The sequence below is a fragment of the Ruminococcus sp. RTP21358st1_G6_RTP21358_211008 genome, assembly GCF_040908885.1.
In the GTDB taxonomy this organism is placed as follows: Bacteria; Bacillota; Clostridia; order Lachnospirales; family Lachnospiraceae; genus Blautia_A; species Blautia_A faecis.
In genome coordinates, this window is record NZ_JBDGDM010000046.1 from 1 (window position 1) to 24,405 (window position 24,405).

At 44.5% G+C, this 24,405-nt stretch carries 23 protein-coding genes, 3 tRNA genes, 1 rRNA gene and 1 pseudogene; 16 read left to right on the forward strand and 12 right to left on the reverse strand.

The annotated features are described in order from the left end of the window. The 5 genes from AB5Z12_RS16030 to AB5Z12_RS16050 form a co-directional block, all read left to right on the forward strand. Positions 1-137 (forward strand): 23S ribosomal RNA (locus tag AB5Z12_RS16030); the annotation flags it as partial. A gap of 87 nt (positions 138-224) precedes the next feature. Beyond that, positions 225-297 (forward strand) — tRNA-Asn (locus tag AB5Z12_RS16035). A 31-nt stretch (positions 298-328) separates the two neighbouring features. After that, positions 329-400, forward strand: a tRNA-Glu gene (locus AB5Z12_RS16040). A 28-nt stretch (positions 401-428) separates the two neighbouring features. Further along, a tRNA-Cys gene (locus AB5Z12_RS16045) sits at positions 429-499 on the forward strand. Positions 500-663: 164 nt separating this feature from the next. Then, on the forward strand, positions 664-2,004 hold the full coding sequence (locus tag AB5Z12_RS16050; protein ID WP_148463137.1) for an MATE family efflux transporter: 1,341 nt from the start codon (positions 664-666) through the stop codon (positions 2,002-2,004). Positions 2,005-2,074: 70 nt separating this feature from the next. Here AB5Z12_RS16050 and AB5Z12_RS16055 read toward each other — a convergent pair whose 3' ends face one another. From AB5Z12_RS16055 to AB5Z12_RS16080, 6 genes are all read right to left on the reverse strand, one after another. Beyond that, positions 2,075-2,875 (reverse strand): hypothetical protein, encoded by an 801-nt coding sequence (locus tag AB5Z12_RS16055; RefSeq protein ID WP_148463138.1) that lies wholly within the window; start codon positions 2,873-2,875, stop codon positions 2,075-2,077. Between the two features lie 257 nt (positions 2,876-3,132). Then, positions 3,133-4,782 (reverse strand): ABC transporter substrate-binding protein, encoded by a 1,650-nt coding sequence (locus tag AB5Z12_RS16060; protein ID WP_148463139.1) that lies wholly within the window; start codon positions 4,780-4,782, stop codon positions 3,133-3,135. Continuing rightward, a complete protein-coding gene (locus tag AB5Z12_RS16065; protein WP_148463140.1) occupies positions 4,779-5,657 on the reverse strand; it encodes a carbohydrate ABC transporter permease in 879 nt (292 codons plus the stop codon). Before AB5Z12_RS16065 ends, AB5Z12_RS16060 begins: the two co-directional genes overlap by 4 nt. 161 nt (positions 5,658-5,818) lie before the next feature. Next, positions 5,819-5,956: a DUF6783 domain-containing protein gene (locus AB5Z12_RS16070; RefSeq protein ID WP_368357454.1), complete on the reverse strand. Its 138-nt coding sequence runs from the start codon at positions 5,954-5,956 to the stop codon at positions 5,819-5,821. Beyond that, entirely contained in the window at positions 5,940-6,833 is an 894-nt protein-coding gene (locus tag AB5Z12_RS16075) for a carbohydrate ABC transporter permease (protein WP_118583647.1), read from the reverse strand. The genes AB5Z12_RS16070 and AB5Z12_RS16075 overlap by 17 nt, the downstream gene beginning before the upstream one ends. A gap of 12 nt (positions 6,834-6,845) precedes the next feature. After that, positions 6,846-7,940: an ABC transporter ATP-binding protein gene (locus AB5Z12_RS16080; protein ID WP_173770163.1), complete on the reverse strand. Its 1,095-nt coding sequence runs from the start codon at positions 7,938-7,940 to the stop codon at positions 6,846-6,848. A gap of 319 nt (positions 7,941-8,259) precedes the next feature. Here AB5Z12_RS16080 and AB5Z12_RS16085 point away from each other — a divergent pair. Further along, positions 8,260-8,304: pseudogene (locus tag AB5Z12_RS16085) on the forward strand (hypothetical protein); the annotation flags it as partial. A 7-nt stretch (positions 8,305-8,311) separates the two neighbouring features. Here the strand turns inward: AB5Z12_RS16085 and AB5Z12_RS16090 are convergent. Genes AB5Z12_RS16090 through AB5Z12_RS16105 form a run of 4 tightly spaced genes read right to left on the reverse strand, consistent with a single transcriptional unit; the run spans position 8,312 to position 12,377 of the window. Next, entirely contained in the window at positions 8,312-9,568 is a 1,257-nt protein-coding gene (locus tag AB5Z12_RS16090) for a DHHW family protein (RefSeq protein WP_173770162.1), read from the reverse strand. 49 nt (positions 9,569-9,617) lie between these two features. After that, positions 9,618-11,006, reverse strand: a complete 1,389-nt coding sequence (locus AB5Z12_RS16095; protein ID WP_173770161.1) for an MBOAT family protein — start codon at positions 11,004-11,006, stop codon at positions 9,618-9,620. Positions 11,007-11,019: 13 nt separating this feature from the next. Continuing rightward, the gene (locus AB5Z12_RS16100; protein WP_243880138.1) at positions 11,020-11,598 is read right to left on the reverse strand and encodes a DUF4358 domain-containing protein; all 579 of its coding nucleotides are present in this window, start codon (positions 11,596-11,598) and stop codon (positions 11,020-11,022) included. Beyond that, positions 11,595-12,377: a GDSL-type esterase/lipase family protein gene (locus AB5Z12_RS16105; protein WP_173718863.1), complete on the reverse strand. Its 783-nt coding sequence runs from the start codon at positions 12,375-12,377 to the stop codon at positions 11,595-11,597. The genes AB5Z12_RS16100 and AB5Z12_RS16105 overlap by 4 nt, the downstream gene beginning before the upstream one ends. A 231-nt stretch (positions 12,378-12,608) precedes the next feature. On the opposite strand from AB5Z12_RS16105, the gene AB5Z12_RS16110 reads away from it, so the two are divergent. The 7 genes from AB5Z12_RS16110 (at position 12,609) to AB5Z12_RS16140 (ending at position 19,343) form a co-directional block, all read left to right on the forward strand. Further along, the gene (locus tag AB5Z12_RS16110; RefSeq protein ID WP_368357455.1) at positions 12,609-13,424 is read left to right on the forward strand and encodes an HdeD family acid-resistance protein; all 816 of its coding nucleotides are present in this window, start codon (positions 12,609-12,611) and stop codon (positions 13,422-13,424) included. Further along, positions 13,412-14,206, forward strand: coding sequence for an arginase family protein (locus tag AB5Z12_RS16115; RefSeq protein ID WP_368357456.1), 795 nt, complete (start codon positions 13,412-13,414; stop codon positions 14,204-14,206). The genes AB5Z12_RS16110 and AB5Z12_RS16115 overlap by 13 nt, the downstream gene beginning before the upstream one ends. A 16-nt stretch (positions 14,207-14,222) precedes the next feature. Further along, a complete protein-coding gene (locus AB5Z12_RS16120; protein ID WP_368357457.1) occupies positions 14,223-14,981 on the forward strand; it encodes a prolipoprotein diacylglyceryl transferase in 759 nt (252 codons plus the stop codon). Positions 14,982-15,060: 79 nt separating this feature from the next. Beyond that, positions 15,061-16,743, forward strand: coding sequence for a S8 family peptidase (locus AB5Z12_RS16125; protein ID WP_368368705.1), 1,683 nt, complete (start codon positions 15,061-15,063; stop codon positions 16,741-16,743). Positions 16,744-16,898: 155 nt separating this feature from the next. Next, positions 16,899-17,201 carry an STAS domain-containing protein gene (locus AB5Z12_RS16130; RefSeq protein ID WP_173718860.1) on the forward strand — a complete coding sequence of 101 codons (303 nt, stop codon included), beginning with the start codon at positions 16,899-16,901 and terminating at the stop codon, positions 17,199-17,201. Between the two features lie 197 nt (positions 17,202-17,398). Continuing rightward, complete coding sequence (locus tag AB5Z12_RS16135) at positions 17,399-17,809, forward strand: ATP-binding protein (protein ID WP_118583666.1); 411 nt, start codon at positions 17,399-17,401, stop codon at positions 17,807-17,809. 145 nt (positions 17,810-17,954) lie between these two features. Beyond that, complete coding sequence (locus AB5Z12_RS16140) at positions 17,955-19,343, forward strand: uracil-xanthine permease family protein (protein WP_148463149.1); 1,389 nt, start codon at positions 17,955-17,957, stop codon at positions 19,341-19,343. A 280-nt stretch (positions 19,344-19,623) separates the two neighbouring features. Here the strand turns inward: AB5Z12_RS16140 and AB5Z12_RS16145 are convergent, their stop codons facing one another. Together AB5Z12_RS16145 and AB5Z12_RS16150 are read right to left on the reverse strand one after the other, a co-directional pair. Then, positions 19,624-20,853, reverse strand: coding sequence for a 6-phosphofructokinase (locus AB5Z12_RS16145; protein WP_173715674.1), 1,230 nt, complete (start codon positions 20,851-20,853; stop codon positions 19,624-19,626). 23 nt (positions 20,854-20,876) lie between these two features. Continuing rightward, on the reverse strand, positions 20,877-20,960 hold the full coding sequence (locus AB5Z12_RS16150; protein WP_368357460.1) for a DUF6783 domain-containing protein: 84 nt from the start codon (positions 20,958-20,960) through the stop codon (positions 20,877-20,879). 124 nt (positions 20,961-21,084) lie between these two features. Here AB5Z12_RS16150 and AB5Z12_RS16155 point away from each other — a divergent pair, with 124 nt between their 5' ends. From AB5Z12_RS16155 to AB5Z12_RS16165, 3 genes are all read left to right on the forward strand, one after another. Beyond that, positions 21,085-21,438, forward strand: coding sequence for a hypothetical protein (locus AB5Z12_RS16155; protein WP_148463173.1), 354 nt, complete (start codon positions 21,085-21,087; stop codon positions 21,436-21,438). 94 nt (positions 21,439-21,532) lie between these two features. After that, positions 21,533-22,834 carry a VWA-like domain-containing protein gene (locus tag AB5Z12_RS16160; protein WP_272111276.1) on the forward strand — a complete coding sequence of 434 codons (1,302 nt, stop codon included), beginning with the start codon at positions 21,533-21,535 and terminating at the stop codon, positions 22,832-22,834. Then, positions 22,831-24,351: an ATP-binding protein gene (locus tag AB5Z12_RS16165; RefSeq protein ID WP_368357459.1), complete on the forward strand. Its 1,521-nt coding sequence runs from the start codon at positions 22,831-22,833 to the stop codon at positions 24,349-24,351. Before AB5Z12_RS16160 ends, AB5Z12_RS16165 begins: the two co-directional genes overlap by 4 nt. Positions 24,352-24,405: the final 54 nt, after the last annotated feature.

Here is a 24,405-nt window from a genome sequence, read left to right on the forward strand (position 1 = left end):
GTGAAGCCCCCCTCAAGATGAGATGTCCCATTCGAAAGAAGTAAACCCCCTTGAAGACGACGAGGTAGATAGGGCAGAGGTGGAAGTGCAGTAATGCATGGAGCTGACTGTTACTAATAGGGTGAGGGCTTGACCAACAATCGCAAGGTTTTGAAAAAGATTCTTGACAAATATTCCACAAGGATGTAACATGTATGTAGTTTTGAAGGTGCAAACCTTTATATTCCTCCTTAGCTCAGTCGGTAGAGCATTCGGCTGTTAACCGAAGTGTCGTTGGTTCGAGTCCAACAGGGGGAGTTTAATCGGAGCATGAAGCCCGATTTGATAAGGCTCCATGGTCAAGCGGTTAAGACACCGCCCTTTCACGGCGGTAACAGGGGTTCAAATCCCCTTGGAGTCATTCGCTTCTGCGAAGAACTAAATAATATGGTGCCATAGCCAAGTGGTAAGGCAAAGGTCTGCAACACCTCTATCCCCAGTTCAAATCTGGGTGGCACCTCTTAAAGCTCTTGATTTATTCAAGAGCTTTATTTGCGCACAAAATTCCGGTGCAAAATAGGTTTGGCTTGATCTGAAGGGGTGCGAGCTGCATTGAAAGTTCTGAACAGTTTCGAGGTGCAGTGCCGGAAGAAATTTTGGATTTGACGAAGGAGAAGAATTGAAATGAAAGAGGACAGACAGGACCTGACCACAGGCTCTATCTGGGGGAAAATGCTGCTTTTTAGTATCCCTCTGGTGCTGACCAACTTTTTGCAGGTATTGTTTAATATGGCTGATATCGCGGTTATTGGTCAGTTTGCGGGCTCTTTATCATTGGGGGCAGTGGGATCCACTACTACGCTTGTAACTCTTTTTACGGGCTTTCTGATCGGTATGGGCGGCGGTACCAATGTTCTGGTGGCAAGATTTTTCGGAGCGAAGGATAAAGAAAGTACGATCAAGACGATACATACGGCTCTTTTGGTAAGTATGGCTGCGGGGATGATCGTACTGATCTTTGGACTGCTCTTTTCAAAGGGAATTCTGGAGCTGTTGAATACCAAGGAAGAACTTCTGGATGGTGCAGTACTGTATATAAGGATCTATTTTCTGGGAATGCCGGCAATGGCTCTTTATAATTTTGGTAATGCGGTGTGCAGTGCTTTTGGAGATACGAAGAAGCCTTTGTATTATCTGGGTGCAGCTGGTATTGTAAATATAGTATTGAATCTGTTTTTTGTAATTGTCTGTAAAATGGATGTGGCAGGTGTTGCAGCTGCAAGTATTATTTCCCAGTATTTATCTGCGTTTCTAATCCTCCGGGCTCTGGTAAAAGTGGGCGGGGATTATGCACTTCGTCTTTCCAAACTGAGGTTTGACAAGAGAATGGCAGGATACCTCATCCAGATCGGTCTTCCGGCAGGATTGCAAAACGGTATTTTTCAGGTGGCAAATCTGTTTATCCAGGCAGGCGTCAATACCTTTGATGCTACGATGGTGGCAGGTAATTCCGCTGCGGCAAATGCGGATGCTCTTTTGTATGACTCCATGGCTGCTTTTTATACAGCCTGCGGAAGCTTTATGGGGCAGAATTACGGTGCAGGGAAAAGAAAAAGAGTGCGAAACAGTTATCTGGTCAGCCTGGCTTATTCCTTTGGAATTGGAACTATAGGTGGTATTGCACTGGTTATATTCGGCAGACAGTTCCTGGGACTTTTTACCAATGATCCTGCGGTTGTGGATGCCGGAATGAAACGACTTACGATTATGGGTTTCAGTTATGGATTTTCTGCATTTATGGACAGTGCCATTGCAGCTTCCCGTGCTCTTGGAAAGAGTGTTATTCCTACGGTTATTGTAATTATAGGATCCTGTATTTTCCGAATGGTATGGGTAAATACGGTGTTTGCCTACTTTAAGACGATTCCGTCTTTATATCTGCTGTATATTTTCTCATGGGGAATTACGGCAGTGGTGGAAATTATATATTGGGTACATGTATACAGGAATACAAAAATCGGATAAAAAATCCCGGGCATATGTGCTTCATAAAGGAAGCTGTGCCCGGGTGTTTTTTGTCTGGAATTATGTGAAATTATTCAGCTGCTGTAACAGATGTAATGTGCGGGTTTACGCCCTCATACCAGTACAGAAAGCCTTCCATATCGATCTTATCGCCAATGTTCAAAGCTTCTACGGCTTTGTAAACATCGCTGTCTTTGTCACAGAGATAAGACTCTACTGTGAAAGTATAGGTTTCGCCGTTAAGGGAAACGTTGAAGTAAAGGTCATCTCCCTCAGAACCGGATCCATCGTAATTGTAAAGGTAAGCTACATCGTTTCCGTCAGCATCCTGTCCGGCAGCTTCTACGGTCATTCCCTTGAAAGATACCAGCTCGTTCTGATGATCGATCAGCTCGTCCTTACCAAGAAGATCTGTTACATCAAGCGGCTCTGCGATGTATTCGCCATCCTCAATCTCGAAAGAGGAAATATCTGCAACCTCAATCTCGCCAGACCATTCTGCCTTATATCCGGTTACTTTGATCTTGGTTCCCGGAACCAGCTTCTCATAGTCTTCTTCGGAGCATGGCATATTATAAATGAAGTATGCACCATCTTTGTCCTGGGTATAGAAGGTAGCTTTATCTTCCCACCAGGACTGCTTTGCCTGTACATAGGTCTCGATGGTAACTTCGTCATCAACAGCTGCTGCAAGGTATTCGTCATGGGTCATAACACCTTCGGATTTCACATCTGCATCTTCTGCAGTGCTGTCAGCTGCTTCTGTGTCATCAGCAGTTTCCTCTGCAGCAGTGGTATCCTCAGCCATAACAGCTGCCGGGAATGCAAATGTAAGAGAGAGCGCCATCAGTAATACAAGTCTTTTTTTCATAGTATCTCCTTTCTGGGTACGTAAATTCAGATGTCTGACAAGGTGAGTGTAAAGTCATCTGTCAAAAACGATTGTACACAATCACTTTTATTATAAACAAAATTATGGGGAAATCAAGCTTAAATATTACGCTTTTTTCGTTACTGTTCACTGGTAACGTTCCGCGAGGCGTTTTTTGTGAACAAAGTTCACAGAAAACCCGAGAATTGCGGCGCGAAATCATGCGAATGCATGATTTCTGTGCATCGCGAAGCGCGTTACTGTGAACGAAGTGAACAGTAACCTTTTTTCTTCTTTAATCGTTCAAGTAAAAGATAAAGAAGAATCAGACCCCAGACTACTGCCAGACTTCCAAGAAGAATTCTGGATTCTGCGGGAAGAGGTCCAAGCTCTTTTTTCCCGGAGGACTGCTCAGAAGAAATCTGATCCAGGTGATACAGGGAGGTAACATCGCTGTAAAGTTTATCAATATAGGCATCATCAATCTCCTGTTTTCTTCGGACAGATTTGGTCACGCTTTCAATCAGCTGTCCTGCAGCATCACGTAAAGAAGCGGAGCCGTTAAATACAGGGGTAACAAAAGTGTGCTCTACATTGTCAAGGAGCAGCCTGGAAGCTTTTATTTTTACATCGTAGTAAGTGGAATTGTCTTCCCCTTCCCTGGAAAGATAATCCTGATACTGGTCGGATTCCTGGGCTTTGCTGGTAACCGGCACATAACCTTCCGTTTCAGAATAAGCGGTCTGTACGTCATTTGTGAGCAGATACTGTGTAAAGAGCCAGGAGGCCAGCACTTCCTGAGGGTCTTTCTTATTGAAGATACATACAGAAGGTCCCTGTGAAATCATCTGCGGATTATCCGGATCAAACTGTGGAATGGTCATAACCTCTGTTTCAAAATCCACCAGAGCATCAGAACTGATGTCCACAAGAGGGGCGTTTGTACCCATCCAGGTGGAGCCTGCTGTGGAATCTATGGCAAAGATACACTGCCCTGCATTCAGGAAGTTAGCCGGATAACTGGAAATTTTAAAAGTGGAAAAAGCACCGGTTTTTACATGCTCCGCGATGGTATCCAGCAGACTTGCCGTGGTGTCGTTAAAAAGCTGGATTTCTCCGCTGTCAGTGGAATATCCTGCATTTTTCTGCTTTAGCATTTCAATCATCATATTGTCTGTGGATTTGTCTATAAATGGAATCAGCACATTCTGATCGTTGACCTTGTAGGTTCCATCTGCATTTTGCGCCATGGCGGCTTCACTTACTTCCCACACAAAATCCCATGTGAGGGTTTCCGGAAGGGTGTATCCAAGCTTTTCCACATAGGTTTTATTTACATAGCAGGCTTCTGTGGAGCGCATGAAAGGCAGTGCATAATAGTGACCGGAAAAAGAACACTCCTGTAAAAAACGGGGAATGATCTCATCTTTTTTCACTGAGGCGAATTCAAGCTTATCACCGCCAAGTCCGTAGCTGGAATCTGCCATCAGATCGTCCAGAGGGACAACGGTATCGTTTCCCGTAAGGTAGGTGGCAATATGGTCCGGGTAGGTGATACATACGTTCGGAGTGGTGCCTGTGGCGATGTTGGTGATTACATCGTTGTAGATTTTGCCGTAGTCCGTGTAAAGCCGAAGATCTACGGTGATATTGGGGTACAGGGCTTCAAAATCGGATATTGCCTTTTTATAGATTTCGGTCTGGGTTTTGTTTGTGTCGTTTTTGGCCCAGAAAGTGATCTCGTAATCTCTGGAGGTGTCAAATTCCCCGGGAATGGTAAAGGCACTTTGGTCCTTCGCGCCATGACAGCCTGTAAGCAGAGTCACAGAAGAAAGGGCAGCCAGGGAAAAAAGCAGGAAGGGCTTTTTGTGGAACGCTCCAGGATGTTTTTGTCTGAATAGTCTCATCCTTTTGTACCTCCTCTTGAAACTCCTGACATAATCTTGTTTCTGAAAAGCAGGAACAAAATGATCAGGGGCAGGGAAATCACAACTACCGCCGCCATCATAGCAGGGACATTTTCACGACCGAAACCGTTTTCGCGAATCTCCTGGATTCCGTTGGAAACCAGATAGTAGTTCTGGTCATCGGTGATCAGTCTTGGCCAAATGTAGGAATTCCAGCATTCGATCACCTTCAGGATAGCAATGGTGACCATGGTAGGCTTACAGATGGGAATCATCACCTTGCAAAGGTATTTCAGATCTGAGGTTCCGTCCACTTTGGCTGCACGGTAAAGCTCATCCGGTATCTGTTCGAAATTCTCTTTCAGAAGATAAATATAAAATACAGAGGTGACAGATGGCAGGATCAGCCCAAGGAAGGTGTTCCGCATATCCAGGTTGGTGATGGTCACAAAATTGGTAATGATCACAAGTTCGTTTGGAATCATCATCAGGGAAAGGAATAAAGTGAAAGCCAGATTTTTCCCTCTGAATTCAAGCCTTGCGAAAGCAAAGGCGGACAGTGTGATCACAACCATCATAATAGCAGTGGTGGCAACTGTGAAAATCAGTGTGTTCAGCAGATATTTTCCCAGGGGCACTGCTGTAAAGGCATCTGCATAATTCTGCAGGGTGGGCGTCAGTGTAAAGAAGGTGGGAATGTGCTCTGCGTTGTAGGAACTGTAGCTTTTTACAGAGGTAAGAAGCATCCAGTAAAAAGGAAACAGTACAACCAGAGCCCAGATGGTAAGCAGCAGGTAGACAAGGATGTTTCCCAGGGAATGCCGTCTGGCGGCAGTATGCTCCGATTTTGTAAACTGAGTGGTATCTTTTTCCATGTTTTCTCCTTTATGAAGACTAGTACATCGTTTTCGAAATAACTATACCACTCACTTGTCTGTGAATCCGATTGCACAGGCATAAAAGCCTCGGCGTAGCCCGCTACGCCTGCGTTTTTATGCCTGCACACTCGAATCCACATCCTACGCGATTGGTGTAGTTATTTACGAAACGATGTACTAGAGCGTGTTTGAAAAAGGCTTTCTGTAAAATGTACGTCACAATTTGTGAGAGATTTTGCCCGAAAATACCTTTCAGATAAAGAGGGTGAACCTTCACCGTTACGAGTAGTATACATGTTTTTTGCTTACAAGCAGGTTTATGCAGGTGATTGTCAAAACAATAACAAACAGCAGGATCGCTGCTGCTGAGGCATAGGACGGGTAGCCGCCGCCATTTCCGTAAAGCATGTCGTAAACATAGCCTACGATGGTGTTCATGCCAGCTGCGTTTAAGTCTGTGCCAAAAAGGGCAACTGCATCGCTGTAAGCCTTGAATGCACCGATAAAACCAGTGATGATCAGATAGAAAACAGTGGGAGAGATCATCGGTAGGGTGATCCGGATAAAAATACGGAATCTGGAGGTACCGTCTACCCGGGCTGCATTGTAATAATTCTGGTTTACAGAAGCCAGGGCACTGGTAAGGATCAGTACCTTAAAAGGCATAACGATCCAGATGGTATAAATACATAATACCAGCATCTTCGCCCAGTATGGTCCGTCAATAAAATCTACAGGTCCCTGTCCAAACAGCTTCAGCACCAGGTTTATCAGTCCGTCGGAATAAGCGGTTTTTTTGAAAAGAATCATGAATACCAGTCCAACGGCCAGTGTGTTGGTTACATATGGCAGAAAGTAAATGGTCTGGAAAAGTTTTTTCAGAGCCTTCACAGAACTTAAGGCAACGGAAATCAGAAGTGCCAGCAAAGTGGAAAGGGGCACTGTGATCACAACCAGGATAAAGGTATTCCGGATCGCCTGGAGAAAATATGGGTCATGAAGGACGTAGGAATAGTTGTACATACCTGTCCCATAGTAAGTCTGGGAAGCGGAATTATAGCCCTCTTCAAAGGAATAGATAAAAACATCGATAAGAGGGTAGACCATGAAAATACCCAGAAAAAGCATAGCCGGCAGAAGGTACAGCCAGCCTTTGAAGTTTCGTTTGTTCATAGGAGCCTCCCTTTAAAGGTTGATCCGTTCACCGGTATCATGCCGGAACAGGAAGATTTTGTTTGGCTTGATAGAAAAACGGATGGTTTTTGCATCAAGCCGGATCTGGGTGTCAGAGCTGATGATGGAGCGGATCACAGGATTTACGGAGGATGCATGGGTGGAGACAACAGAGATGTCACGTCCCATTACTTCCATGCCTCCAAGCTGGCAACAGAGCGCTCCCTTCTCATCGGGGATAAATCCCTCCGGACGGATTCCCACAGAAACCGGCTGGTCGGAGATCCCAGGTGTGAGAAGAACCGCATTTTCACCGATGTAAAGGCTTCCGCCACGGATCTGCCCCTCAAATACATTGATGGGAGGGGTACCAAGGAATTTGGCAACAAACAGATTTACAGGGCTGTCGTAAACGTTCTGGGGCTTCCCGATCTGTTGTACCACACCATCCTTCATGACTACGATCATGTCGGAAATGCTCATGGCCTCCTCCTGGTCATGGGTGACAAAGACAGTTGTGATCTTTGTAGCCCGCTGGATCTTGCGGATCTCTTCCCGGGTCTGGAGGCGGAGTCTGGCATCCAGGTTGGAGAGCGGTTCGTCGAGAAGCAGTACGCGTGGCATTTTTACAAGTGCACGGGCAATGGCTACGCGCTGCTGCTGACCGCCGGAGAGCTCGGAAGGACGTCGGTCCATAAGCTCTGTGATCTGCACCAGACGGGCTGCATTCTGAGCCCGCTCATCCATCTGGGATCTGGAAAGCTTGTCCTTTCCTTTCAGATTCTGAAGAGGAAAGAGGATGTTCTGCTTCACTGTGAGGTGGGGGTAAAGTGCATAATTCTGAAATACCATACCAACGCCGCGCCGCTCTGGGGGAAATGAAGTCACATCATCATCGCCGAAAAGAATTCTGCCGCTGGTTGGTTTCTCCAGGCCGCAGATCATATTCAGGGTAGTACTTTTCCCGCAGCCGGAGGGGCCGAGAAGTCCGATCAGCTGACCGTCAGGAATTTCGAAATTGAAATCGCTTACAGCTGTGACCGGCTCCTGAGCCTTTCTTCCACGGGGCGGAAACTGCTTTGTGAGATGTTCTAATACTATTTTCATAATTTCGCTCCTAAATGTTTAATAAAGGTAACTGTCCAGTACCTTCACAGTTACCCGCTTCGCACTGCAGCGGAAAGCCTTTTTCAAACATGCGCTGGATGTCGCTGGAGGCGACCAGCCGCAGGCGGAGAATCCTGCTTGCAGGATTCTGTTTTATTGGGATTTCTGCGAACTGCGTTCCAAAAAACACTTTGCAGAAAATAGCTGCTTAATAAAGTAATTATAGCGAATTTGCATGAGTTGTACAATGAAATTTGGAAAAAAAATCCTCCTGCCTGTCTGGCAGAAGGAAATAAGACTAAAGTATGTCTGAAAAATCATTCCCACAAATTGTGACGCATATCTTGCAGAAAGCCTTTTTCAGATACGCTTTAAGCTTCTGGATTGTCAGCAGAAGCGTTGTCAGAAGAAGCAGAAGCAGTATCTGTGTTATCCGTTTCAATGCTGTCAGGTGTGGAATCTGTACTGCTCTGAGGCATAAGTGCAAGCTCCAGGGAAGTATCTGAATAGAATGTATTTGCATTATACAGATAAAGTACTTCCTGAATTTCCTCTACCTGCATCAGTTCTTCCAGATCGTCATAGAAATAACGAGGGTCTACCATAACAATCTTGCGGTAGTAAGGCGCTAGGAAAGGGATCAGGCTGTTTGCGTAGGAGTCTTTGATCACAAGTAAGGTACGGTTTTCCTCTGTAGGAGTGGTGATCACAACCTTGCCATGGTTTCCGTTAAAGAACATGGCGTATTTGTCTCTGGTTTCCAGCTTGCTGGTATCGTAAAAGCTGGCTGTTTTTTTCTGTTCGTCTACATAATTTACAACAGAGGAAGGAACCGAGTCATCTCTTGGAAGAAAGACATCCATTTCTTCTTTCTCAGAAGCACGGAAACCGCTTTTGGCAGAAAGGGTTCCCTGGAAGCTCATGGAAACCGGGAGCTTGTCGTAGGAGATGGAAGAAGAATCGATTCCAAGTACCTTTGCAAGCTGCATATAAGCAAAGTAAGCTCCCTGAGTAGTCCAGTGATGGTCTGTGTGGTAATAAATTCCGTCATCCTTGTGCTGGGAAAGGGTGTCACGCACATCCACGAAAGTGACACCTGCCTTTTCAAGAGCAGCGGCAGTTGCATCCAGATAAGGATTCTGGTCAGTGGCAGCAGCCAGGGCAGGGAGCTTATCTGAAAGGATATTCACGGCATTTGGCGCGATCAGCGCATACTGGGATAGATCAGAATGCCTTGCTGCAAAATCTGTCATAGCGTTTACGGTACGGTTCAGACGCTCCTGGGAGGGTGCTGTAAAATCCTCCATCAGGTAGCCGTTTTTGCCAAGAAAAACACCGTTTTCTTCCGTATTTCCAAGGATACGCTGAGCTGTGGCGCGCAGTGTGATCCACCAGTCACGAAGAAAAAACTGGTCATTTACATAGGTTTCATAACCGTCAGCAAATTTGCCAGATGTGAGCTGTGAAACGCTGATAGCCGGACGGGAGGCCAGCACACGGTTTTCCTTCTGGGAAAAGCCCCGGTCCGGAACAAAAAAATTGATTATCAGTACTGCCAGGATGAAGATTCCGAAAAGGCATCCGGTCAGGTGATAAAAATAGCGGTATCCGTTTGGTTTCTTTTTCATGGGTCCTCCAATTAATACGGTATCAGTTCAGAACTTTTTCAGACACGCTCTAGAACTGCTGATACATAAATGGTGTGTAGGAACTGTAGATCATATACGCAATACAGAGGAAAAACAGGATTGCGTTTATCACTGCGGCAAGGTAAGTATTGCGTCTTGCAAGGCGCTTGAAATACTGATAAAGCCCCGGACGGCAGCTGATTACGGAAATGATCATCAGGATCAGTCCGGATTTCAATGCATACAGGGAGGCACGGTCTGCGAAGCAGGAAGCTCCCAATCCAAACATGGATCCCAGCATTTTTCCTATGGCTGCAGGTGTGGTCTGGCTGAAAAATACCCAGCCGATGATCACGGCAAACATGGTATATAAATTGCGAAGCCAGACAGGTGCCTTCTCAAGAAAACGTCCAAGAAGGAATTTCTCTGCCAGAAGAAGGAGACCGTAGTAAATGCCCCAGAACACAAAGTTCCAGCTGGCGCCATGCCAGAGACCAGTGAGTGCCCATACCACAAGGATGTTGCGGATATGTCGGCCTGTGGAAACACGGTTGCCTCCCAGTGGGATATAGATGTAATCACGGAACCAGCTTCCAAGAGAAATATGCCAGCGGCGCCAGAATTCAGAGACGCTGGTAGAAATGTAAGGATAATCAAAGTTCTTGTTGAAATTGAAGCCCAGCATTTGTCCAAGACCGATGGCCATATCGGAATATCCGCTGAAATCGAAATACAGCTCCAGTGTATATGCGCCAATGGCAAGCCAGGTTCCCACAAAGGAGGTAGTACCGGAAGCCTGAAGGGTGGTGTACAGAGCGGAAAGATTGTCTGCAAGGAGAACCTTCTTGGAAAGCCCCTTGATAAAGAGCTCTGCACCTGCACCGAGGCGCGTTGTGTTTATACTGCGACGGCTGATGGATTCCGAAATGTCAGTGTAGCGGACAATGGGTCCGGCTGTCATGTGCGGAAACATGGTGCTGTATACGGCATATGGAAAAAATCCTTTACAGGGTTCTGTTTTTCCCATATAGATGTCCAGGATGTAGGACAGATTCTTAAAGGTATAGAAAGAAAGTCCGATGGGCAATGCAAGCTGCGGATAGGTAAGCTTCAGTCCTGTGACACCGCTGATGGTATCAAGAAGAAATCCCCAGTATTTGAAAAATCCCAGGATCAGAAGGTTGATCACTACTGCGAAAATAAGGTTTCGCTTGCGGGACGGATCTTCATCGGTTATTTTCCCAAGCTCTTTGCCTATGTAATAATTGAAAAAGCTGGAAAACAGCATAAGAACCAGATAGGTAGGATCTCCCCATGCATAAAAGAAAAGGCTTCCTGCGAAAAGTACCGGATTACGGGCCTTGGCCGGCACGAAATAGTAGATCAGCAGAAATAAGGGAAGAAAACAAAATATAAAAATTACACTGTTAAATACCATAACGTCAATTCTCCTATATCATGGATAATAAAGCCTGGCGAAGTTCCTGGGCGTTTTCACCGCAGAAATACCAGACATAGGCACCGCGCTTTTCTACAGAAGCTTCTCCGAGAAGTGCCATCTGATCAGTTCCATAGCCTTCGAAAATGTTCTTCTGACTTTCAAGATGAGCCTGAGCTGCTTCTAAATAGGCGCCTGCCTCAGAAGAAGAATTAGCCTTAACTACCAGAACTTCGTCTACAGACATTGGGGAGGCTGCTTTACGGAAAAAGTAGCTGTCTATGTCATTCTCATCAATCTGATAAAAACGGCGAAGACCGGAAACCCCTGGCTCACTAAGGTCCGTAAGACCGGAAACCTGTTCAAGGGATGCAGATATTTTGTCCATGGATACGTCTGCTGCGTAGTCGGACACATAGAGGCGTCCCAGATAGACAACCAGGAAAATTACCATGACGGATTTTATGATAAGGGAACCGGTAAGCTTGAAATCAGAAAGGATGCTGGTTCCCTGATTTTTATTTTTCTTCAGATTGCCGCTCAGTTTGCCGGAAAAATCTGAGAGGATATTTCGTTTGGTATTCAGCTTCATACGAGACCTGCCCTTTCTGCCATATAAGTAAGCCATTTGGGGTAGTAGTTGTAAACCATATGCTCACCATCCGGCTCATACATGCTTTCGTCTACAAGGAATGTATCGTCTATAAAAGTGCATCCCATTTCGTCACAAAAGTCCCTGAGTGCCTGATTAAAGCTGTCATAATAAGCAAGGGCAGGACTTTGGTCGATGGCGCTTTGCTGGATGGGAAGAATGCTGTTGATGTAAATGGCAGTATCCGGAAGAGCATTCTGGATCTGTTTCACTTTCACACGGTAGGCGTCAATAAAAGCAGAGGAATCACCATTGTAAATTTCCAGGTCATTTGCTCCAAAGGACAGGAAAAATACGCTTGGATTCAGACTGATGGCGGTATTGATCTGGTCATCTGCATCGTCAATACGAAGTCCCAGCTTGGCAACTACAATACTGGTGTCAAGAAAACCATATTCTGCAATTGATTCTGTAATAGAGTCCCCTACAATAACAGTTCCCTGAAATGCCTGTTTAATTTGTACATCTGTGAGAATATCGCCAAGAACACCCTCCTCTGAGTCCGATCCGGTGGGCTTTTCTTTCTCGGAAAGTGCACGGATCGCATCCTCTATACTGGAGATATCGGCTGTTTCAAGCTTCTGAAGACGTTCAACTGTTTCCTGACATTGTTTGTCAGTATTGCCTGAACGAGAGCAAAAAAAAGCTACCCCTGCAGCCAGCACTACGACAGCTGGGATAACGGCAAGAATGGTTTTGTTGTTTTTAATATTTTTCAAAATTTAATTCTCCGATAAAAAATTAGATATAATGGAACTGTTCCCTGTTTGAACAGTTACGACATAATTCATTTTCCTTCGACATTCATTATAATACCACAGGGAAAAACTTCAAGTATAAAAATGGATTTTTTATATAGGAAATTATACTCTTTTTCCGGCTTTTTGTGGACGAATTTCACGAAAAGGTTTATACTGTCCAAAAAGAACCGGAGGATAACTGGAGGTTAAATGATGGAAGAGAAGAAAAGCAAAATTTTAAGAGGACAGATTCCAACATCTGTATTTTATATTCTTTTTGGACTGTGTCTGGCATTGATGCCTGTAGAAACGGTGAATGTTCTGTGCAAGGTGGTATTTGGGCTGGTTCTGATCGGGGCCGGTGTTTATCACATTCTGATCTTTGTTCTGGAAAAGGATAATTCTACCATATTGGATCTTTTTTCCGGTGTGATCGTGTTGGTGATCGGTATCTTTTTGTTTATGAATCCAACTGTGGTTGTGAAACTGCTGACTCTTATGCTAGGAGCTTTTATTCTGGTGGACAGCATCTGGATAATGCGCGGCAGTATGAAACTGAAGAAGCGCGGGCAGGGCGTTTGGAAGGCATTTCTGGTTGAAAGTCTGATTTTTATAGGACTTGGAGTGCTGATCCTTGTAAATCCATTTTCTGAAATCAGGATGACCGTACAGATTTCAGGATGTATTTTTGTAGCGAACGGAGTGCTGGATATTATTTTTTATCTGATTCTGAAACACGGGCTGAAAAAAGAGATTCAGGATGGATCAGCTGGTGATGGAAAGAAAGAGGATAAAGTGACAGATATTGATGTGGCTGTGAAAGATGCTGAAACACCGGACTCAGGTTTTGAACCTGCGAAGAAGGTTGACACTGCGACAGTCGAATCTTGTGCTGAAAATACAGGTGCTCAGGAAGAGCAGACAGATCAGGAAGAGCAGACAGATCAGGAAGAGCAGGCGGATCAGGAAGAACAGGCAAGTCAGAAGCCGGAAGAAGAGGAAATTCTGGAGGAATGGAAGGATTGAAGAGGAACGTTGTGATCATGGATTTTTCTGGAATTTACCAGAATGAGCAGTTCTATGAGGGAGAGCAGATTTCCTGGATAGACCTGAGTGATATTTCAGGAACCAACTGCTATTGCGATGGAGATGCCCAGGCGCAGATTCTGGAACGAATGGAAAAATATCCGGTTTCCGGAATTTATTTTATTGATTCCGGAAATTATCATTATATGAGCAGAATCGGGATCGGGCGGGTGAAAGAGCCCTTCAACCTGCTGGTATTTGACAATCATACAGACATGCAGCTTCCTGCTTTCGGAGGGCTTTTGTCCTGCGGGGGCTGGATTGCAAGTGCACTGGAAGAGGTGGAAAAGCTTCAGGAGGTCTGGCTGATCGGGCCGGATGAGGAAGCGTATGGGCAGGTGGAAAAACCCTTTAAGGACAGAGTGCATTTTTTGTCCAGGGAGAGGCTGGCTGAGGCAAGGTCGCATATGGCTGAGAAAAAAGGTTCTGAGGAAGAATTGATCAGAAGCTTGGAAATTCCTGCAAATATACCGCTGTATGTCTCAATTGATAAGGATGTGCTCTGCCCGGAGGAAGCAGCCACTACCTGGAGCCAGGGGGATATGACTTTAGAAGAGATGCTGAAAGTACTTCTGGCATTGTGCTCTCATTTTGAAAAAGAGAATGGAAAAATCCTGCAGGTGGATATCTGCGGGGAATGTGATCCGGATAAGAGTATGGAAAGTCCTAAAAATGATCATGCAAACAAGGAACTTTTAAGGTTCTGGAAAAAATGGTTTTGAGTGGAGAGAATAATTTATGAAAAATGAACTTCTGCGGATTGGTCCATTTACGATCTATGGGTACGGACTGATGATCGCCATTGGAATTCTGTCAGCTTATTTTACCGGAGAATACAGGGCAAAAAAGCGGAAACTGCCATATGAACACGTTTTTTATCTGGTGGTATGGTGCGTAGTGGGAGGATTTCTGGGCGCCAAGATCCTGTATTGGATTACAGAATGGAAAAGTATCCTGGAAAATCCGGGGTTCCTGAGTGCTACTCTGACCGATGGCTTTGTGGTATTTGGTGGAATTGTTGGTGGAATTTTCACGGCGTATGTATATTGCAGGGTGAAAAAACTGGATTTTCTGAAGTTTTTTGATACGTTAATGCCTTCTGTAGCGCTTGCACAGGGATTTGGAAGAATTGGGTGCCTGCTGGCAGGATGCTGTTACGGAAAAGAAACGTCCGGTGCTTTTTCCATTACGTTTCATACGTCTGCTTTTGCACCAAATGGGGTGGCGCTGGTTCCTACGCAGATTTATTCCAGTATTCTTGACTTTCTTCATTATGGTTTGCTGCTCTTGATTTTGAGAAGCCAGAAAAAAGATGGAGAGACAGCGGCGGCATATCTGATTTTTTATAGTGCAGGAAGATTTGTGCTAGAGTTTTTTCGCGGAGATCTGGCAAGAGGAAGTGTGGGAGTGCTTTCTACGTCGCAGTTTATTTCAGTCTTTACATTTTTGGCAGGAATTGTGATGTTGGTACAGAGAAAACACGCTTCAAGTCATTGAAATGAAAAATAAAGCATACTCTTAAATGAAAAAGCTTTAAGGGGCAGTTATGGGAAATAAAGACGCGGGCAATTTGAGTATGCAGGAGTCAGTTTCACCGGCACAGAACGAGATGTATGCGGATTTTATTGTAAAATATATGGACGATTTTCAGGAAGACCTGGGCGATGTCCCAGGTTTTAGTTTTCAGAAAATAAACGGAATTTACGGGGTAGTTTATGCACCCTTGACAGAAATTGGAAGGTGGAATATCAATACGTATTCCTACAGTTCTATTCCAAAATGTTATACGCATATGGATCTTGGAGGCCTTAGTGCTTCCGGAATTACCCGGCTTCAGGAACAGCCCTACCTTCAGCTGAAAGGAAGCGGAACAGCTGTTGCGGTTGTGGATTCCGGAATTGACTATCGGAATCCGGTTTTTCAGAACGAAATGGGCAGCAGAATCCTTTGCATCTGGGACCAGACCTTAGAGGGAGATGGGAAAGAAGTGCCTTATGGTCGTGTCTTCTGGAAAAAGGATATTGATCAGGCACTGGCTTCCGGAAATCCTCTGGAAATTGTGCCCTCTGTGGATACGGATGGCCATGGAACCAGAATGGCTGCTATTGCGGCTGGAAATTATTTTCCTGAGGAGAATTTTTCTGGAGCCGCACCAGAAGCCATACTGATCATTGTGAAAGTGAAGCCTGCGAAAAAATATCTCCGGGAGTTCTATCTTTTCCCTGCAGAAGCGGAGCTTTTCCAGGAAAATGACATTATGATGGGAATGGATTTTGCAGTGCGAATTGCGAATGACAGAAGAATGCCTCTTTCTCTGTGCCTTGGAATTGGCAGCAGCCAGGGAGCACATATCGGGAAAAATCCACTGAGTCTTTATGTGGATTATATTTCCCAGTATTCGCTGATTTCAGTTTCTGTTGCAGCTGGAAATGAGGGAGCGGCAAGACATCATTACGCAGGCCGCCTTACAGAGAGAGAAAACCAGGCATTGGCGGAGCTTCGCGTTGGAAACAAGGAGCCAGGATTTACCATGGAATTCTGGGGCGAGCCGCCAGAAATTTATAATCTTTCTTTGCAGTCTCCTACAGGGGAAATTCTGGATATCAGCGCTTCACTGGGGGCGGTGACGCAGGAATTATCTTTTGTCTTTGTGGAAACAAGGGTGAAGGTAAATTATGTTTCTATTGAGAGGCAGACCGGATATACGCTGGTATATTTTCAATTTATCCAGCCGGTACCTGGAATCTGGCGTATTTTTGTTAGAGGAAGAGATGGGCAGAATGTAGGATTTCATATGTGGCTGCCGGTTCAGGGGCTGATTTCGGAGGAAACCTATTTTCTGGAACCATCGCCTTATAATACAGTGACGGCACCTGGAGATTCACTGGAGAGTATTACCGTGACTGCTTACCAGTATCGTGACAACAGCCTGTATGTCCAGGCAAGCAGAGGCTTTATGCCGGATGGAAATGTAGTTCCACAGGTAGCAGCCCCAGGTGTCCAGATCCGGATACCCCTGTTAAACGGTCTTTACGGAAATGCCTCCGGCACCAGCCTTTCTGCCGCTCAGACTGCCGGTGCGGCTGCACTTCTGTTCGAATGGGCGGTGATACGTGGGAATCAACCCTATTTTACCGGCTCGAGCGTGAAAAATTATATTACACGAGGTGCGGAGCGTGAAGAACGGATGCAGTATCCAAATCGGGACTGGGGATTCGGGAGAATGGATCTTTATCATACATTTGAGTTATTGGCGTGATAAAAATCCTTGATAAAACTTGACACAAAATATTGATTCTTTGTATAATAAACCCATAAAATACGGTGAAAACCTTACGAAGAATGTTTTATCAGAGTAATTGATAGACATAAGAGAAAAGCTGTGAAAATAATCCGATTTAAAAGGAGAAGAATATGAGCCTGAAGATTGAAAAGAAAAATGAAGGAACAAAAGATACTGTAATGCTGTCAGGAAGACTGGACACAACCACAGCTCCTGAATTGGATGTTTTTGCAGAGAAGGAACTGGAAGATACACAGGAACTGGTGCTTGACTTTGCAGATCTTGAGTACATTTCATCTGCTGGTCTGCGTGTGCTTTTGAAATTGCAGAAGGTTATGAATAAAAAAGGAAGTATGAAACTGATCCATGTGGGAGAAGTTGTAAAGGAAGTCTTTGAGATTACAGGGTTTACGGATATTTTAACAATAGAGTGACACGCGCTGCAGGTCTGGCAGGTTTTAGGAGTGGTCAGAGAACTTACCATGTGAGGAACCGGTTCAGCGCGCATTTAATAAAGGAATTCTGTATTTTGTGCAGGATTCTTTTTTACATAGTGCAGGAAAAAAGGTATGGTTACCAGGCGGGATGGCAACAGAAGCCTTGGTAGCGTATGGGAAAGGAGCTGTGAAATTTGAAAAGTATTACAGTGGAAGCAAAGATAGAGAATGTGGATAAAGTTACGGAATTTGTAAATGAAGTGTTGGAAGAAAAGGAATGTCCGTTGAAGGTTCAGATGCAGCTGGATGTTGCCATAGATGAGATATTTGGAAATATTGCTTATTATGCTTATGGGAAGGGCAGCGGAAATGCCACAATACAAATTGAAATGGAAGATAATCCGCCGAAAATCACATTGATTTTCATAGACCAGGGAATCCCTTATAATCCACTGGAAAACAAAGATCCGGACATTACACTGGACATTGAAGACAGAGAAATTGGCGGACTTGGAATTTTCCTGGTGAAGAAAACCATGGATGAGCTTTCTTATGAATATGTTGACGGACAGAATATTTTAACCATGAAAAAAGAACTGGCATAAGATAAAAAAACGAAACAGATAAATGTTTACAAAAAAAGGATGACTTTTTTGTGAATATTATATCCAAATATTTTGAGCTAACCTAATTGTTTTTGCACGCCTTATTTGGTATACTGTATAAAACAAAAGAAAGCAGGAAAATATTATGAAGAGAGGCAGTATTTTTGAAACGGATGGTATCCCGCGGATACAGGAAGCCCTTCCTCTTGCGTTGCAGCATGTTGTTGCAATGATTGTGGGATGTGTCACCCCTGCCATTATTGTGGCAGGCGCAGCAGGGCTTGAGAATAAGGATCAGGTCATTCTTATTCAGGCAGCTCTGGTAGTTGCTGCGCTGTCTACTTTACTCCAGCTTTTTCCCATTGGGAAGAAGTACAGGATTGGTTCAGGACTTCCCATCATTATGGGTGTCAGCTTCGCATATGTACCAAGTATGCAGGCCATTGCAGACGGATACGGAATCGACACCATTTTGGGAGCCCAGATTGTAGGCGGTGTTGTTGCCGTTATCATGGGAATTATGGTAAAAAAGATCAGGGTATTTTTTCCGCCTCTGATCACAGGAACAGTGGTATTTACCATCGGACTTTCCCTGTATCCCACTGCGATCAACTATATGGCTGGTGGAACCTCTAATCCGGATTATGGCTCCTGGCAGAACTGGCTGGTGGCTTTCTTTACCCTTGCAGTGGTAACAGTCCTGAACCACTTTGGAAAAGGAATCTGGAAGCTTTCTTCTATTCTGATTGGTATGCTGGCCGGATATGTGGTATCCATTCCATTCGGAATGGTGGATCTTTCAAGCGTGGGCAAGGCAAGTGTATTCCAGGTACCACAGCCGTTGCACTTCGGAGTGCATTTTGAGATTTCTGCATGTGTAGCCATCGGACTGCTTTTTGCAATTAACTCAATTCAGGCAATTGGTGACTACTCTGCAACTACTATCGGTGCTATGAACCGGACGCCAAAGGATTCAGAGCTTCAGGGTGGTATTGTAGCTTATGGTATTACCAATATTCTTGGAGCCCTGTTTGGAGGACTTCCAACTGCAACATACAGTCAGAACGTTGGTATTGTTACCACGACCAAGGTTATCAACCGCTGGGTTCTGGGACTGGCAGCTGCTTTCCTTGGAATTGCCGGATTTGTGCCAAAATTTTCAGCACTTCTGACCACGATTCCCCAGTGCGTATTGGGTGGTGCCACAGTTTCCGTATTTGCATCTATTGCTATGACCGGTATGAAGCTGGTAGCTTCTGCAGAGATGGATTACCGTAATTCCTCCATTGTAGGTCTGGCTGCAGCGCTTGGTGTGGGCGTTTCCCAGGCCAATGCAGCACTTGCCACACTGCCTGCATGGGTGACTACCATTTTCGGAAAATCTCCGGTTGTGCTGGCAACGATCATAGCAGTCTGTCTGAACCTGATCCTGCCTAAGTCAAGGGATGAGGAGAAAGAAGAGAAAATTTATGACAGCCAGGTTCAGGAGAAACTGGAAGAAGATCATAAGATGTTTGAAAATGATCAGAAATAAGGCTGAAAGAATCATGGATTTTTGCTGATTGTGTGAAAAATAAAGAAAAAAGTAAGAACTCCTTTGTTCTGTAAGATCAGGCTCTAGAGCTTTTTTCAAACACGCTCTAACTGATCTTATAGAGAAAGGAGTTCTTCTCTTTTTCGTGAGCCACAAGAAAAACATGTAGAATATGTTTCGCCCTGTTTAAATCATGATACCGTATAGGGAGATTCTCAGCAGGATCTCAACTCAGAACGGCGGGGGTATTTTGTTACTGTGGACGGAGTGAACAATAACGTTATTTTCTGTATACGCAGACAGGAAGTCCGTCTTCGCCCATAGGCAGTTCTACATTTCCCTGAATCAGTGGACGTGCATAATGGATGAAATCCTCTGTCACGTCAGAACCGTCCTGGCTGATCCAGGAAAGGGGAACGGTTTTCTCCTCATTACAGATTTTATTGACATCCTCAAGTCCACATCTCATCTGGTAAACGCCCTCAGAGGTCTCCTGACGGATGAAGGATACCATTTTTCCAGTTTCGTCTTTCAGCGCAGCCTGAACGCCGAAAATACCGGCTGTAATGGCCTCCTGGCGGTCCGTGTCAGAGAGCATGGAGGCACTGCAGCGCTGACTTACATTCAGTTCAATGGAGCGGGCTTTCACGCCGAGTCGGCTTCGTACCAGGTTTTCCAGATATTTGCCGCAGCCTGCCAGCATTTTATGACCAAAAGTATCAGTGCCTATGGAATTGTCATATTCGCAGATAAAAGTTCCCTTATTATCATGAATGCCTTCGGAAACGCATACAACAACATTGCAGTTTTTTTCGAAGCAGGCTTCAGTTTTTTTCAAAAATTCTTCTGTATCGAAGGCTGTTTCCGGAAGATAAATAAGAAGCGGGTTATCGCCGGTATATTTGCGGGCGAGGGCGCTGGCTGCTGTAAGCCATCCGGCATGACGTCCCATGATCTCTACGATGGTCACGGATTTTTTCTCATAAACATTGGCATCCAGGGTGATTTCACGAACTGTGGAAGCCACATATCTGGCAGCACTGCCGAAGCCAGGAGTGTGGTCAGTATGCACAAGATCATTGTCAATGGTCTTCGGCTCTCCGATAATGCGGATGTCACTGCCAATCATGGCTGCGTAGCGGGAAAGCTTGCTCACAGTATCCATGGAATCGTTGCCTCCGATGTAGAAAAACCAGCCGATATTCATCTCCTCAAATTTGCGGAAAAGCTCTGGGTATACCGGATCTTCCAGAGATTCCGGAAGCTTATAGCGGCAGGAGCCCAGGTAAGCGCCTGGGGTGTAGGTAAGATATTTCAGCTTTTCCCCGGGAAGTGCTTCTTCAAAGTCAAGGATGGTGCCCTTCAGAAATCCTTCAATACCGTTTATCATGCCATAAACATGTTCGATTTCTTCCTGTTTTATGCCCTCAGAAACTACACCATAAAGGCTGCTGTTGATAACTGCAGTAGGTCCGCCGGACTGTCCGACGATCAAGTTCTTTTTTTCCATTTTAATGAAACCTCCTGTTGTTCTTAGCGCCTGTTTGAAAAAGGTTTTCTGCAAAATATACCGCAAATTGTGACGCACATCTTGCTGGAATGATTTTTCAAAAACACGCTTTGGTATTTTTATTATAACAGGAGAGAGCGTGTGTGGCAAATGCGAAAAATACGATTGTGGGAAAAGGCAGGATGGATTATAATAAGAAGCAGGGAAACTGCAAGAAAGCTGGGATTATATATGGAAAAAGAGCGTGATATGCGGTATGAAAAATTCCAGACAACAGGACAGGAGCGGATTCGGCTTGCCTGCGCATTGGAAGGGTTTTTTTTAACAAATGAGTGCGAAGAAGAGAAAAAAACTGCCTATGGCCAGTATCTGAAGCGAAGAATCCGTCCTGCTATGGAAGCTTTGATCTGGGAAGAAAACGTGGGGAAAATGGAGCTCTTGGAGAGTTTTGGCTGGTTTGGAGCAGAAGAACTGGAGAATTTTATCTGTACTGCCAGAAGAGAGCGAAAGCTGGAGAGCCTGGTGTGGCTGATGAGGTTAAAGGATCAGAAATACGGATATAAAGAGAAAAAATTTGACCTTTAGCAGGAAAGAAAGCGAAACTATGCAGGATAATAAAGAAAGAAAAATGTCTGAAAATACAGGCAGTTTCATAAAGAAAAAAAGGCAATACCAGGAAATGGGAATGAAAATCCTGCATACCTGCAGGAGTGAAATCTGTGCAAGATTTCCATTTTTTTCTTATGCATCAGCAGCCCTTTCGGCGGTCGTGGAGACAAAAATGTTTCCGAACAGCATGGAAAATGAGAACTCTTCGCAGTCCTGGATCCATGGAATTGGAACTGATGGCGAGAGGATAATAGCAGACCCTGTATTCCTGATCTATACGTGGGCAGAGAAGCCAGAAAGGCTGAAAAGAGGCTGCCTGCACATGTTGTTTCACTGTCTTTATCAGCATCCTTTTTCTGACAAAAAGATGGAAGAAAGATTATGGAATGTGGCCTGTGATCTAGCTGTGGAGCTTCTGATCTGGAAGAATATTCCGGAAAATTTATGGCAATATTCGTCAGAAGAACTGCAAAAAAGAAAACAGATTTTTGAATTTTTTAAAGGCAGAAATTGCTCTGCCCAGGTACTTTATCAGCTTCTGAAACAGGAAAAACTTCCTTTTAATATTGAAGAGCTGGAATCTCTTTTTTCCTTTGATGATCATTCCCTATGGAGTGTAAATCCATGGAAAAGGGAACAAAAACGGAGCAGATGGGAAAAGATTCTTACATATACCACCCTTGGAAGGGAGAGGCAGAAGCATCGGATTGGAGCAAGTCCTGGAAGTAAAGAAGAGGAATTGGAGGAACTGTACAAAAGTCGATATGATTATCGGAAATTTCTCCGAAAATTTGCTTTTCCCAGGGAAGAAATCCAATTGGATGAGGAGAGCTTTGATTATATTTTTTATAATTTTGGAATGGAGCAGTATGGAAATCTGCCGCTGATCGAGCCGTTGGAATACAAAGAAGTGAATCGTCTGGAGGAATTGGTGATCGCCATTGATACCTCTGGTTCCTGTTCCAAGGAGCTGGTCCGGAGATTCCTTGGAGAGACCTACCAGATCCTCAGCACCCGGGAGAATTTTTTTAAGAAAATGAAAGTATATATTGTCCAATGTGACTGTTGTATTCAGTGGTACCAGGTGATCCATTCAGAGGAAGAATGGAAAGAATATATGCAGAAGATAACCATACAGGGACGGGGCGGAACCGATTTCAGGCCTGTTTTTGAACTGATCAGAAAGGAACAGGAGAAGCGGGAATTGCGGAATTTGAAGGCTTTGATCTATTTTACTGACGGAGATGGGATTTATCCGAGACAGAAACCGGATTATGAAACGGCTTTTGTATTTGTGAAAAAGACGGAAAATATGAGACTTGTGCCGGACTGGGCTTATAAACTGGTTATCGGCGAAAGGATAAAAATATGAATATCAAAGACGCAAAAAATGAGATTATCCATACCCTTGCTGCTTATCTGAAAAAGGACGGGAATGGAGCTTATACCTATCCTTTGGTACGGCAGCGCCCAATTCTTCTGATTGGTCCTCCGGGAATCGGGAAAACTGCTGTTATGGAGCAGGTTGCAGCCGAATGCAGAGTGGGCCTGGTGGCTTACACCATCACGCATCATACTCGTCAGAGCGCAGTGGGACTTCCCAAAATTGTGACCAGGAATTACGGCGGTATGGAAACTGATATAACAGAATACACCATGAGTGAAATTATTGCTTCTGTGTATGAGTACATGGAACAAACGGGAAAAAAGGAGGGAATCCTTTTTATAGATGAGATCAATTGCGTGTCAGAGACGTTGGCCCCGGCTATGCTGCAGTTTTTGCAGAACAAGACCTTTGGAACCCATAAGGTACCGCAGGGATGGATTATTGTAGCTGCTGGCAATCCGCCTGCATACAACAAATCTGTCCGGGAATTTGACATTGTTACGCTGGATCGTGTAAGAAAGATTTCTATACAGGCAGATACAGATGTATGGCTGGAATATGCGGGGGAAAAGGGCATACATGGCGCAATTTTGTCCTATCTTTCCCTTAAAAAAGAGAATTTTTATATGGTGGAAAATACAGTAGATGGCAAGTTTTTTGTGACTGCCAGAGGTTGGGAGGATCTTTCCGAAATCCTGAAAAGTTATGAGGAACTGCAGGTGGAAATCGGAGAGGAACTGATTGGAGAATTCCTTCAAAAAGAGGAAATTGCAAGAGATTTTGCCGGTTATTACAGACTGTATGAGAAGTATAAATCTGATTATCAGATACAGGAAATTCTTGATGGAAATGTAACTTCCGGGCAGCTGAAGACTTGTTGCGATATGGGAAAAAAAGCATCTTTTGAAGAACGCTTTACTGTAACTGAAATGCTTCTTGAAGCTGTGACAGAAAGAATTTCAGTCTTTCAGAAAACAGATGAAAAGACAGAAAAACTATACGAAAATCTTAAATTGCTGAAGATTTTTTTGCAGGAAAAGAACAGCGTAGAAGCTATGGAACAGTTTATCGTTTCCAGAAGAAAAGCACTGGATGCGAAAATCTGTTCAGAGCTTCTGACAGCAGAAGAAGCTGCCAGGGAAGAGGAACAGATCAGAATTCTGGAAGAGTATTTTTTCCAGTTGAAAGAGCTGCATATTTCTGACGTGGCAGAAGGAATAGAACAAATCGGCGAAAGGTTTGGCAATGTTTGCAGATTACGAAATGAGAAACTTGAGGAAACGAAGAAGATGCTGGAACAAGCCTTTTCTTTTCTGGAAGAATGCTTTGGGGAAGGGCAGGAATTGCTGTTGTTTGAAACCGGCCTGACAGGAGATGACAGATGCAGTATTTTCATCTCTCAGTATGGCTGTCCTTCTTATTTTAAACATTGTGAACTTTTGCTTTACAGCAAAAAAGAAAATGAACTGAGGAAAGAGTGCAGGGATTTGCTGGAAGATTAAGTGAAGAATGTAGGAATTACTGATGCTGAAGGTATGGCGTGTATAATACTCTGA